Source organism: Clostridium sp. CS001, from assembly GCF_020443565.1.
In the GTDB taxonomy this organism is placed as follows: Bacteria; Bacillota; Clostridia; order Clostridiales; family Clostridiaceae; genus Clostridium_AD.
This window is the reverse complement of sequence record NZ_JAIZZN010000038.1, coordinates 14,412-27,001: the sequence shown is the minus strand read 5'-3', so window position 1 is coordinate 27,001 and position 12,590 is coordinate 14,412. Positions and strand designations below refer to the sequence as shown.

The following is a 12,590-nucleotide window of genomic DNA, read 5'->3' as shown; positions in this document are numbered from 1 at the left end:
TTGTTTGCTATGCCTATTTTTCTCCCCAACTGCTCTCCGAGCATAAAACCTAGGACACTATAATTACTTTATAGAAACTCAAGTTTTTCATATTAGTTTCCGTGACTACTCAATATAATTATAAGCTCTATATATCCTAATTATAACATTAAATCCATTATCTTTTCCCTATTTTTCGCCATATACAAGTGAATATCTTTCCAAACCCTATTTTTTTGCCTACATAATTTGCCACTAACATATAAACTTTAATGATTAATATAAATATAAATAAAAAAATTAAGAAGCCAAAAGCATCATAAATATATCTCATAATTTCTCCTTATCAGAATTACAAAGGTGCCACCCACTTCTCACTTTTTAGATGGGTGGCACCTAATTCTATTTAGATTTCTAAACTTGCCACTTGTAGCGTAGATGTCACTTCTTCAGATGCATCTGTCTTTCCTTCAAGAATCCAATTAAATGGAAGCGAAAATTGAAGGTATTTGAATACCCACTTATCTTTTTCCTTAGTAACTACTGCTTCAAACCTAAATGGCCAAACATATTCTTCGCCCTTTGCATTTTCCTTGAAAGTACCCGCAATCCTTTTTCTTATTTTAAAGAGCTTTTCTTTATCATCTACATCACTTGTAAATATATCTTCGATTATGTTTACAGTACTTTCAAAGGCATTTTCTTCGGAAATTACCTTTTTCATAGTACCATGAGTAACTAGAAAGGCCACTCCCTCATTAGAATTAACTAAACAATTTTCATAATCAAATGTCATTTCATCGTAGCAGACTCTATGATTATCTATTAATTTCTTAATTTCTTCTTGATTACTATAAATAGAGTTGTCTGTATTAATGATCAATGGGTTATTAGCAGTAAAATATTTACTTGCAATTATATCTATCTCTTTATCCATATTCATATATTCTTCATTAAAATCTTGTAGAAGTCTTAACATCTCATCATTATATGCTGGAGTATTGTTAATAGAATACTCCTTCATTTTTATTGTTTCATTATTGAAACTGTCTATAGCATCATCACTACTATTCTCAATTCTTACATCTGGCATGTGTCCGACTACCGGAAGCGAAAACTGCATTTGTCTTATTATCCATCTTGTTTCTTTTTTAATTAACACAAGTGAAATACCTAAATCCCATAAATAATCTCTTTTCACACTATTTCTCTGATTTAGTAAATGACATAAAGTCCAATTGATTTCTGTTATTTTCACCTTATTAGCTTTTTTACTATTAGAAGAAACTCCATCAAAATATGCTTTAATATAACCTAAATAACGTGTATAAGTATCGCTTTTACTATTAAACGAGTACTTGATTGTACCTGTAGTGTGGATTAAAGCGGTGTTTCCAAGTGGAACTATAGTAGTTTCATCATCCTTAATTCTTAGGTCTCCCCAATATTCCCAATCACCTAAAAATAACTCTTTAACTTCTTCGTACCCTAAACATAATTCACCACAGCTTGTACCAACCACAATTACATTTTCATCCTTATCAAATAACGTTTCCATGAAACTATCAACCTTGTTAACATCCCTTTCTATATAAGCCTGCTCAAATACATTTAATACTTCTCTTAATTCATTATTTACTTGGTTTCTCATACATGTACACCCCTCATTAATATACTTTATGTTCTTTCAGTTTTATCTAGCCTAATTCAATAAACTTACTTGGCTACACAAATCAAAAAGACTGTAGTAAAGCAAAGCCTTATTACAGTCTAAAAAATCATAGTACTTTACATAAAAAATCGCATACTAAATAAATTCAAAGCATTCTATAATAGTCGCTCTAAAAAGTAGTCCAAGCTTTTGTAATATACCTTACCAACTTAATGTTGAAAGTTTCATATTATTAGTAATCCTGGATTTAATCTTAATTTATAATAGTAAATAAAATGTAAAACAGATGATTTAATTTTAGTCCTATAAGTTTGACAGTCTCTACTTGCAAATCTTTAAAAGAAGCATAACAAATAAACCTAATGAATTAGGCAATTTAAAATTTCTCTTAATATTAATTTCCCTATTTGAAAATTAATTAGCAAGTAGTAATAATCATCTTATAGCACCTCCTATTTTCTTATGTATAAATAATACCAATCATGAATTTAAAAGTCAATACAATTAAAATAATTCTAATTATACATATTCTACATATTACTTAATTCAAATTCATTTGAAAATAACTTAATAGATAGACGAACTTTACTAAGTTATTTTCAAAAGGGAACCCTACGTATGTTAAAATACGTAGGGTTCCCTTTTAACTTTTTTATAATATTTGCTACCAGAGTTTAAATTTTGAACCTATTTACCCCTTCTAACATTTCATTTGTCATAGTGCTAAGCATTTGCGCCGCTGCTGCAACTTCTTCAGTCGCCGCAGTCATTTCCTCTGAGGATGCTGCAATTTCTTCCGAGGATGCTGAAACTTCAAGTGAAACTGCTGATACACCATCCACTTTAGCTAAAATGGTATTTTTATCTTTATCAATATCTTCAGCAGAATCTTTAACAGTTTGTATTTTAGGAATTATTTCATTCACAGCTTGTATAATATTCCTAAAGGATGTTATTGAACTATCTATAATGTTACCTTGATTTATAAGTTCTCCATCCATTTCAACAGAGTCTTGAACTATAACATCAGTACTCTTAGCTATTTCACTTATTAATCTACTAATATTTTCAGAGGATATCTTTGATTGTTCAGCAAGTTTTCTTATTTCATCTGCTACCACTGAAAAACCTCGCCCTGCTTCCCCTGCTCTGGCTGCCTCAATGGCAGCGTTTAATGCTAATAAATTTGTTTGATCAGCTATATTATTTATTATATCCGTAATTTCATTTATTTCATCTACGCCTTTTCCAAGTCCAATAATCTTGTCATTAAAGCTCTTAAATGAGTCACTAACCTTTTTTACAGACTGATTTAATTTATTCATTTCTACGCTACTATCATTTGCCATTAAATTGATTTCTCTAGAATTTGAATCTACAGCTTGTATTTCACCAACCATGCCAGATAACTTATTACTAAATTCACTAAGAATTTCTGTTGCATTTATTAAATCTTCCGACTGTGAGCCTGTTCCCTGTGCAATTTCATTTATCGCCTCAGCTACATTTTGTGATGAACTAGATATCTCTACTGCAACTGAGGATAGGTTTTCTGATTGCATATTAATATTTGAGGAATTTTCTTTTATTTGATTAATCATATTTCTAAATGCATCTTGCATTATTTTCATTGAATTAGTCATCTCTCCAACTTCATCCTTTAACTTTATATACTTAGGAGAAACCTCTTCACTTAAGTTACCCTTTGCTAATAAATCCAAATGTTTTGAAGTTGATTTTATTCCTTTAGATATACTATTTGCAATTATATAAACTGTTGCAAACCCAATTAATAAAAATAATATAGATGATATCATAATAGAATTCCTTAAACTGTCTAACTCTGATAACACCTCTGTTTTTGCTATTACAACTGCTAATGACCATTCTGTCCCTTTCACTGGCGCGTATCCAATATATTTACTTACGCCTTCAAATTTATATTCTTCTATTCCCATTTCTGCCATAGCCATCTTCTTTTCAATGTTTGCTAAAGGTTGCAAACTCGCATCTTTTTTTGATTCTTCAATGGCATTATACATCTTGGTCACTAGATCTTTGTTGCTATGTGCTATAGTTGTCCCATCTTTTCTTATCATAAATGCATTACCTGTTTGTCCAAATTTAACCTGATTAGTTAATTCACTTAATTTATTACCATCTCTAGTTGAAATTAATACCCCTACAACTTCATCATTATTTTTAATTGGAACTGCATACACCACTACTATAGATCCATCTACTTTACTTACTAATGGATCAGCTACATTCTTTTTACCAGACAACCCCATTTGAAAATATGGTCTCTCCTTAATGTTAGCACTTTTTCCATCAGTGTATTTTATATCACCATTTTTATCTGCAATACCCATCTTTATACTTTCGCTTCTCTTAACTTCTTCTAAAAGAATTGATACTTTACTTTCCCATGGGTTCTTTAGATCTTTTATGTCTGCTCTTGCTGATATAACCTCTAATGAATTCAGCTGACCTTCAATTCTTCCTTCAATATTACTTGCTGATTGTTCTGCAATCTTAGGCAGCGTCTTTCCCAGATTTAGAGTCAGTGCCTTTGATGAATTTATGAAAGAAATTATCCCCAATCCTATACTTATGGTTGCTATTAATAGTCCTATAAACACTATTAATTTTGATTTTATACTTTTCATAATTGCCTCCTTATTTAATTAATATTAGTTAAACATTTGTCAAAGTCCTTTAGTATTTTATCACATTGTGCTGTATTATTATATAAACTTTCATATTTAATTATAATTCATCAAAAAATTATTACATTAATGGCATTAATTTGCTTTCTTTATATGTTTTTTCGAAAAAATTGTCGCACCCCTTATCCCTAACCCTCTACTGACCTAATACATAAAAGAAAAGGAATTTCTAATCATTTTCAGATTAAAAATTCCTAACTTTTAACTTGCTGCCTTTAACATGCCACGTGCCATAATACGGGTGGCACGTTATCTATATCTATTTTTTTAAATGTTCTTTAGCATCTTTGATCACTTGTGTTGCATTCTGATTATTCGGACTATATTCTAAAGATTTTTTCATAGCTTCAATAGATAACTCATACTGTTTATCACTAAAGTATGCCTCGCCCAGACTGTCCCAAGAATTAGCAGATTCAGGAAAAAGAATAGTATTGATTTTTAGAAAAGCTATTGCACTATTATAATCCTTCCTCCAAATACAGCCATATCCATCATTATTCAACTTATTTTCTAGTTGATTTTTCATATCCTTATCCTTTTTCATAAGTTCTTGATAACATCTTACTGCTTGTTCTATATTACCTTCTTGGATATAATCACTGGCCAATTTTTCGCCATGATTTAGGCGTTCTAGTTTCTTTTCATTCATATATAATTCCCTTGAATCTTCTCTAAGCTCAAACTTAACTGTTCGATTTATATCAATCATAATATTATTACCCACATAATCAAGCTGTTTAAGTTCATCAAAGATTGTTTTATAAAACAATTTTTTATTATCCTGAAAAATTTTTACGGTTTTATCAACTTCCATTCTATAATTACCACTGAAAAGTTTAATTTCATCTGCTAACAAATCAACTATTTCATAATCAGGCTGCAAAATATTATCAAAGTCATAAGCTGCTGCAGCGCTTACAAATAAAGGCATCTTCATTTCATATCCACGCTGGGAATTACTCATTAAAACTACACCAAATCCTTTTTCTTTGTGAAATTGCATGCTACATGTATACCCTTCATTACCACCATCATGTTCTAGTAATTGATCTCTACATACCTTTTCATTAAACAGTCCAATATTACATTCTCCATTTAAAACTGGAGTAGTCATAATCTCCATAAATTCTTTAGTAAGAATTTTACTAGATTCACCTTTTAAGGATTTTTGAACTTCCATAGAAAACTTGGCCAAATCCTCAGCTGTAGTCCATAGCCCTGCGGCTGCCATTTCAGGGTAAAGGTGTCTCTTTCCAAGAACCTGTTTTCCATCGTCGTTGTGACCAGCTGTAGCATTAGTAGACTGCTTTTCATTTAAAGCAATGTTACTATAAAAACTATTTGTCATACCTAACGGTTCTAATACCAATTCCCTCATAATTTCTTGAAAGGGTTTTTGTAACTGTTCTATTAAAACTTGCTGCACAATTGTATATCCACCACCAGAGTATCTAGATTCATTGTTTGGCTCCATATCAACAACAATTTTACCTGAGTTTGCAGGAAGTTCACCATTAAGCACCTGCACTAAAGTCGGCATATCAGCATCAGGCTTATAACCCGAAAACCCATGTACTGTAACTCCGGCTGTATGTGATAGTATATTTCTCAAAGTTACTTTATTTTTAGCAGTAAACTCATTCTCCGGCAATTTCCAAGTTTTTAGATATGCGTTTATATTTTCATCCAGATCTAGTTTTCCCTCCTGAACTAACTTCATTACAGCTATAGCTGTAATTGGTTTGCTTATAGATGCAGCTTGGAAAATAGTATTTGCATTCACTGGTAGCTGTGTTTCTGTGTCTGCAACTCCATATCCCTTAGTCCAAACTATTTCATAATTATAGATTATAGCTACACTAATACCAGGTGTATTGGTTTCTTTCATTACTTCCGTGATTGATTTCAGTTTGTCTCCTTTAATAAAATATTCTGGACGAAGACCGTTTTCAACTTGTTCAATCTTATCTTGTTTGCTTTTCATATTGGTGCCCCCATTATAGTTAAGATTTTTTTTCATGAGTCTTTTAGATTTAAGTCATAAGCTAAACTTTCAATGAAATTATGTACAAGCTTTATTTTTCCCCAGAAAAAATTAGTTGTTTTGCTTATCACGTAATTTTTGTTTAATTATACCATTACTTTCAGTATATTTCAATTTTTAATGGGTTAAGTCATGTATTTTAAGGTCTTCAATTCGATCATAAGCCTGTGTCAATTTAAGCTTCGAATAACTGAAATTATAGTAGCAATGCTACTGATATCTTCCTCAGAAACACCAGATATACATAACCTTAAATAATTGATATACTTCAGATTGTAATCTTTCATCAATTCCTTCTTCAAAAAGAATTCCATTGCTGATTATATGCTAAATATAAATGGCGATAGATTAAAATATGAGTGGATGCAGGTTTATCCGGAAAAATGGAATGATAAATTATTAGAAATATTAAATGGAAAAATAATAAATTATTCAAAAATGGCAGTTGAATACTCCCAGGCAGAGCTTGATATGTTGGCTCAAGAAAACAGAAAAAGTCATGTGATTCAATGGGGGCGAGTAAACTTTAAACACAAAGATATTAATAAAATTATAAATTTTGAGTCTAAATATACTATAAAATTAATAGATTCAGATATTTATGACCGTATAGAAGGAGCCGTTATACCAAAATATTTCTGGAAATCAAAAGAGGATCTTCTATCAGATGGAGTAGGCTATGTATTGATGATAGATAATGATATAATATCTATCGCATTTTCCTCTTGCAAGTTTGAAAATAAATTAGAAATTGGCGTATAAACCTCAGAAAATCACAGGGGAATGGGCTTTGCAAAACATGTCTGCAAAGTTACGTTGGATTATTGTAAATTAAATGGGCATTCACCTGTATAGGCTTGCAGAAAAGAAAATATTGGATCCTATAGATTAGCTAAGTCGCTAGGTTTTGAAGAGTCTCTTACCCTTGCATATTATGAATTGGTAAAATAATATTATTTATTAAATGTGTGATAATGCCATTTTGCTTTATGGCACATTCTCATTTCTGAATTATCTTCAAGGTTGTTGTTTGATTAATGGTAATAGTATAATTTTAATCTTATTGTTGATAACTATTTTAATTATGATATGGGGGAGTATATATTTGACGGTGCTTTATCTGTTTAAACTCTCCATCATTTTAGTCATGAGGAAAAGATTAAATTGTATAAGAATATTTTCAAAAGTTTAAAGGAGAATGGTTTTTATATTGAAACAGATTATATGGCCCCTACCTAAGAATATGAGGATTTCTATTTTAGTGAAAATAAGAAAATTCGCTTTGAACTTGGAATAATTGAAGGCTTTTATCACTATGATACTCCGTGTACTGTGGCAAACCAAACACAAATGCTTTATAAGGTAGGCTTTAAATCTGTAGAAAAGATTTGGCAACATGAAAATACAGTTATTTTACTTGCAAGGAAATGATTAAGATGTTAAGGACCTGTACGGTGCATTGCCCCGTCACTTCAATGTCAAAATAATTATTTACTGCTTGTACTGTTTTTATCTATAGTTCTTTTTCAAATCAATAGAACTTGCCTTTTCGATGATGTGTGTAATGAAGTCTAATTCTTTAACTTCAGCCTTTCTTATTATTATATCCAAATTAAAAGTCACAAACTCCTATCGCTTGTGACTCCTACCATAAATGTTTCTACTAATTAGTGTCCCCTATGCTTATCGTTTTTCTTCTGTTGTCTTAATTCAAATCTCTTTCGCTTTTCTTCTTCCTTCTCTTCCCTTGAAGCTATCTTTCTTTCTGTTTTATTTACCTCTTGCTGTAGTTGCATAGCAAGTTGAGATTTCGTACCTATACCTTTGTTTTCCATTTCTTTTTTTATTTCTCTTTGGTATCGTTTAGGATTTATCCTTCTTTTTTCAACAACTTCAATACATACTGGATTACTAAACCTTAAATTATAAAAATTTTTTAATATAAAATCAAATACTTCGTAATCTTTTGGTTCTGACCCAAATACAACCTTAGAAACTTCATATTTTCCATCATAAGTTTTTTCAAATACCCCTACCCAAAATGACCCCTCAAAAAATACATTTAATTTAATACTAATCTCCATTTCATACTTCCTCCTGCTTAATAGAATTTACTAAAAAGAATGGACGACCCCAGGAGGGAAGGCTACTGCTATCTATGAACTAATAGATAGGTTCGGACTACCAACCGAAACTGTGATTTTATCTCTATTTGAGCTATATTGTTTTATTTATAGATTCAAAAAAATATTTTAAGTCCTTCTTAACTGTTTCAGATAAACTACCTCCTATTTAGTTGCGTTTTTAAAAACTCATCATATATAAAACTATTCATTATCATATGCGTTTATCGCTATTGGCAATGCTTGAATTACTATATTACCTACTGCCGGTAATCCCACCAAAACTGCACTTATTATTTCCTCTCTTGTTGCTCCAAGTAATTTTGCATGTTTAACATGAAAAGGTATTCCCCCTTCAAGTCTTACTGAAGCTAATACTGCAATGTATGCCAACTCCTCTGTTTTTGAATCGAGTTTACTTACAGAATCTAACCTTTGTACTGTTTCCATCCATATCTTTTGATATTCTGGTGCTTCCTTAATAAAAATTTGAAATGCGTTACTAATTGATGACATATCACTCATTTTTAAACCCTCCTAAAATAATATTCTAAAATATTTATCCACTTTTAAAAATTTTCATTTATAAACTTTTCAATCCATGATATTTCAGTATCTACAAATGCTAATGGTCTTTCAAATAATGCTTTTATGTGGGGTCTCTCTTTCGCTGTAGGATGTTGGTGATACCTTTTAAGTAAAAATTCTTTTCTCATAATTAAATTTTCTTTATGATTAATTAAGGCTTTATTTAATTCTTCTTTTGTTATTAAATATGAAAATAACATACCTATATCAAATTCACTTGGGTCACTATTATATTCACTTATCATCTTAATAATCTGCTCTTTAATAATTACCTTTGTTTCATCCTTGATAGAATATACTTTCCTCTTAGGCGAACCATATTCTTTTTCATATTTTGAAATTATATGCCCATTTTTCTCAATTTTATTTAAAGAATTATAGATTGAGGAAAATCCGATATTTGTCCACCCTCTCATATTTCTTTGCTCTATTACAGTTTCAAATTCGTACCCGTAATAATCTTTGTCGCATAAGAGAGATAAAAGTATTACTTCAATCTGAGTCATTTTCTTTCCTCCCTTGCTATTCTAGCTATAGAATAGCATTGAGTGTAGTATATGTCAACTGTGGATTTATAAAAAAGGTTGATCAATACAATTATTTCAACTATCTAACTGTAATGGGTTACCAGCTCTTATAGCAATATTCATAATTATAGAGCATGCTTAAAAGAATCACTTATTAAAATAAAGTAAAATAATTATCTGTATGATATAGTATGTATATATGTAAAAATTTTGTATGATAAATCCCATTGTGAGATTGATTCCTAAATGTGGAAGTGTTTTTGTTATTATTAATAACTAAACTCGCAATATGATTGTAGATAATGATCAAGTAGAATTTAGGCATCATAGTGGTGGACCAAGTTTATTAGGTAAGATTATCTCGTCTTTTGCAAATGCATCAGGTGGCAAATTGATTTTGGGAGTAAATAATAAAGGTAGGATCGTTGGCTGTAAAAAATATGATGTAATGGACACTTTTAATAAATCTAAAGGAAAATTGATACCATGTCCTATTGTTTCCATAGAATTTATTGAAATAGATAAAAAAGTACTGGCCATTATTTCTATAGAGAAAACTAAAAAAATAATTTCGTCTAGTTTAGGAGTATTTAAAAGAGTAAATAACTCTGAAGAAATTATGGTGACAGAAGAAATAAGGAGCAAACAGTTAAATGCAGTTACCAACGATGAAGTTAAAGATACTGTTGGAGAAATGGCTCAGCAAATTTCACAACTTACAATTACATTAGAGGATACTATACAACGATACAGAAAACAAAACAAACTAAGCAAAAAAGTTATTGAATGGATAGCCTGTGGAATTATTGGAATTATTTTATCAACACTTATTCACTTGTAGAGAATATTCTAAAACCCTATTTTATGAGGGCTGATTCAGAATTTGTCTAATTAAAAGTCTGTTGAAACTTCTGATAAGAAATCTATTATTTTGATGCTTGAATGGATGTTTTTCTTGTTCCATAATCCTTGCTATGCAAAAAAAACAGGGTTCAATAAGGTTTTCTGCCCTATTTTCTCCCTGGCTTTCAATATGACTTTTTTATTACTTATACGATGTTTTTAGTGATGTACAACTGCCTTATTATTACATTCAAGCAGCTTTACTATATCTGATACTTCTTCAATCACATAATCATACCTATCAACCTTGCCAAATCCATAACTAGCAAACACAAAAGGTATATTTGCTAATTTTGCAGCATCACGATCCCCTTGAGTATCTCCTACATACACAGGCTGTTTAAGATTATTCCTCATAATTACACTCTTTATGTTCTCACCTTTTACTAGCCTTGTATTCCCTGCACATTCAAAATCCTTAAAATATTTACCTAGCTTATGATATTCTAGAAAAGTTTCTATATATCCACATTGACAGTTGCTTACTATAAATAAGGGGTAGCTCTTAGACAGCGTCTGCAAGGTGCCTTCTAGGTCCTTGTAAAGCATACCACCTTTCTTTAGAAGTAGTTTTCTTTCTTCTTCGCAGCAAATATCCAAAATTTTTGTTTGCTCAGCTTCCTCTAAATATGGGAACAGCTTAGAGCCTATCTCCTGAATTTGAAGTCCCATGCAACTTTCTAATACTTCCTTTGTAATAGGATTCTTAATATCATCATTGTTTTCAAATACCATATCCCAAGCTTTTAGCACTGCTTGAGTTGAATCCCATAGTGTCCCATCTAAATCAAAAATAATCGAATCTATATTCATATCAATCGCTCCTTCAATATATCTCAAAATAACAAATAGCTTATATACAAAGCCGCACTCTTCATACTAAAGATAGTATAAAAAGTGCGACAAATTATTTAGTATTATTATTTGTTTTAAGCTTTTCATTAATAATTTAACTTTTTTTGAAAACAGGCAACTTTTTTATAAATAATCAATCTTTTTTATAAAAAAATTAAAATCTATTATAAATCTAAACATGCCACTTGCCACGTGTGTGTAGAAATAATAAAGTTGTACACTTTTAAGCACTACGCATATGGTTTTTACATTACATACTTATTTTTAATTTAAATAAAGATGTACTTGTATCTATATTTAAAACATGTACCCCTTTATTTAAAAATAAAAATGTTGTACAATCGAACTGGTCTATTTAAACAAATAGATATATTTAGTGAATCTCTTTTATTTTACTTGCATAGTAGTTGTTATAGAAATATTTTTCAACAATTTCATAGAATGAGTTATTTTGCATTGTTGCACCAATAGCGTTAGTAATTAGATATTTTCTTGTGTATGATGAACCTCTGGCAGATAAATTTCCGGTATTCACCCATATGTTTTTCATATCACTTATAAGTAGCTTTTCTATTTCAGATCCCAGCTTACCGCTATTTTCATGTTCTGAATGTCGTAGAATAAATTCAATAGCTGATAAAAATTTTTCGCTACTCTTAATAGATAAGTTTTTATTTTGTGAATTTTAAAAATAGGTTGCCATATATTGCTTTGTGGTGATATTAATTAATAATTCTGGTGGCAACGTTCCCTATTCTCTATCATCATAATCATATGCCATTCTAATATAGAAAGCTTTAATTGTTTGCCAATGGCAAGAGTTAATTCTATTTAAGAAATCTTCTTTAAATGTATCTCCTATATTTCTAACTGTGAAAATAAAATCTCTTTCAGAGTAAGTCGGTGTGCAAAATGTTGCATCCTCATAAATAGTTTGAAACAAATTAGCTTCATTTAAGTTTTGTTTTACAGATTTTATTAGTTCAAACATAGAAGAAAAAAAATTCTTGTTTTACTATCAAATTTACTTCCATCACCTATTTTTTCAAGACCTTTTAGCGGTATATATAGCTATAAAACTAAACATATAAAAGGAGCACTATTTAACTATGCTTAGCAAAGTGATAGTTTAAAATTGATTAAGGCAGTTTTTTATATTATTTCGCC

General features: G+C 30.2%; 10 protein-coding genes. 2 read left to right on the top strand and 8 right to left on the bottom strand.

Annotated elements, in window-relative coordinates:
• Positions 1-385: 385 nt before the first annotated feature.
• From LGK97_RS17960 to LGK97_RS17950, 3 genes are all read right to left on the bottom strand, one after another.
• Positions 386-1,630 carry a nuclear transport factor 2 family protein gene (locus tag LGK97_RS17960; RefSeq protein ID WP_226261353.1) on the bottom strand — a complete coding sequence of 415 codons (1,245 nt, stop codon included), beginning with the start codon at positions 1,628-1,630 and terminating at the stop codon, positions 386-388.
• Positions 1,631-2,325: 695 nt separating this feature from the next.
• Positions 2,326-4,320, bottom strand: coding sequence for a methyl-accepting chemotaxis protein (locus LGK97_RS17955; RefSeq protein WP_226261351.1), 1,995 nt, complete (start codon positions 4,318-4,320; stop codon positions 2,326-2,328).
• Between the two features lie 319 nt (positions 4,321-4,639).
• Positions 4,640-6,367: a serine hydrolase domain-containing protein gene (locus tag LGK97_RS17950; RefSeq protein WP_226261350.1), complete on the bottom strand. Its 1,728-nt coding sequence runs from the start codon at positions 6,365-6,367 to the stop codon at positions 4,640-4,642.
• A 384-nt stretch (positions 6,368-6,751) separates the two neighbouring features.
• On the opposite strand from LGK97_RS17950, the gene LGK97_RS17945 reads away from it, so the two are divergent.
• On the top strand, positions 6,752-7,189 hold the full coding sequence (locus LGK97_RS17945; RefSeq protein ID WP_226261348.1) for a GNAT family N-acetyltransferase: 438 nt from the start codon (positions 6,752-6,754) through the stop codon (positions 7,187-7,189).
• 905 nt (positions 7,190-8,094) lie between these two features.
• Here the strand turns inward: LGK97_RS17945 and LGK97_RS17940 are convergent.
• The 3 genes from LGK97_RS17940 to LGK97_RS17930 all read right to left on the bottom strand — a co-directional run bounded on the left by LGK97_RS17940 (position 8,095) and on the right by LGK97_RS17930 (position 9,644).
• Complete coding sequence (locus LGK97_RS17940; RefSeq protein WP_226261346.1) at positions 8,095-8,511, bottom strand: YjdF family protein; 417 nt, start codon at positions 8,509-8,511, stop codon at positions 8,095-8,097.
• Positions 8,512-8,754: 243 nt separating this feature from the next.
• Positions 8,755-9,075 carry a carboxymuconolactone decarboxylase family protein gene (locus LGK97_RS17935; protein WP_226261344.1) on the bottom strand — a complete coding sequence of 107 codons (321 nt, stop codon included), beginning with the start codon at positions 9,073-9,075 and terminating at the stop codon, positions 8,755-8,757.
• Positions 9,076-9,119: 44 nt separating this feature from the next.
• Positions 9,120-9,644, bottom strand: a complete 525-nt coding sequence (locus tag LGK97_RS17930) for a PadR family transcriptional regulator (RefSeq protein WP_226261342.1) — start codon at positions 9,642-9,644, stop codon at positions 9,120-9,122.
• 310 nt (positions 9,645-9,954) lie between these two features.
• On the opposite strand from LGK97_RS17930, the gene LGK97_RS17925 reads away from it, so the two are divergent.
• Positions 9,955-10,506, top strand: coding sequence for a helix-turn-helix domain-containing protein (locus LGK97_RS17925; protein WP_226261340.1), 552 nt, complete (start codon positions 9,955-9,957; stop codon positions 10,504-10,506).
• Positions 10,507-10,727: 221 nt separating this feature from the next.
• Here LGK97_RS17925 and LGK97_RS17920 read toward each other — a convergent pair whose 3' ends face one another.
• Positions 10,728-11,381 (bottom strand): HAD family hydrolase, encoded by a 654-nt coding sequence (locus tag LGK97_RS17920; protein WP_226261338.1) that lies wholly within the window; start codon positions 11,379-11,381, stop codon positions 10,728-10,730.
• A gap of 793 nt (positions 11,382-12,174) precedes the next feature.
• Positions 12,175-12,414, bottom strand: coding sequence for a hypothetical protein (locus LGK97_RS17915; protein WP_226261337.1), 240 nt, complete (start codon positions 12,412-12,414; stop codon positions 12,175-12,177).
• Positions 12,415-12,590 lie beyond the last annotated feature (176 nt).

What these genes read in the sequence shown, in the direction of transcription:
- LGK97_RS17960 (WP_226261353.1), bottom strand. Translation starts at nt 1,630, where the DNA reads ATGAGAAACCAAGTAAATAATGAATTAAGAGAAGTATTAAATGTATTT.
- LGK97_RS17955 (WP_226261351.1), bottom strand. Translation starts at nt 4,320, where the DNA reads ATGAAAAGTATAAAATCAAAATTAATAGTGTTTATAGGACTATTAATA.
- LGK97_RS17950 (WP_226261350.1), bottom strand. Translation starts at nt 6,367, where the DNA reads ATGAAAAGCAAACAAGATAAGATTGAACAAGTTGAAAACGGTCTTCGT.
- LGK97_RS17945 (WP_226261348.1), top strand. Translation starts at nt 6,752, where the DNA reads ATGCTAAATATAAATGGCGATAGATTAAAATATGAGTGGATGCAGGTT.
- LGK97_RS17940 (WP_226261346.1), bottom strand. Translation starts at nt 8,511, where the DNA reads ATGGAGATTAGTATTAAATTAAATGTATTTTTTGAGGGGTCATTTTGG.
- LGK97_RS17935 (WP_226261344.1), bottom strand. Translation starts at nt 9,075, where the DNA reads ATGAGTGATATGTCATCAATTAGTAACGCATTTCAAATTTTTATTAAG.
- LGK97_RS17930 (WP_226261342.1), bottom strand. Translation starts at nt 9,644, where the DNA reads ATGACTCAGATTGAAGTAATACTTTTATCTCTCTTATGCGACAAAGAT.
- LGK97_RS17925 (WP_226261340.1), top strand. Translation starts at nt 9,955, where the DNA reads ATGATTGTAGATAATGATCAAGTAGAATTTAGGCATCATAGTGGTGGA.
- LGK97_RS17920 (WP_226261338.1), bottom strand. Translation starts at nt 11,381, where the DNA reads ATGAATATAGATTCGATTATTTTTGATTTAGATGGGACACTATGGGAT.
- LGK97_RS17915 (WP_226261337.1), bottom strand. Translation starts at nt 12,414, where the DNA reads ATGTTTGAACTAATAAAATCTGTAAAACAAAACTTAAATGAAGCTAAT.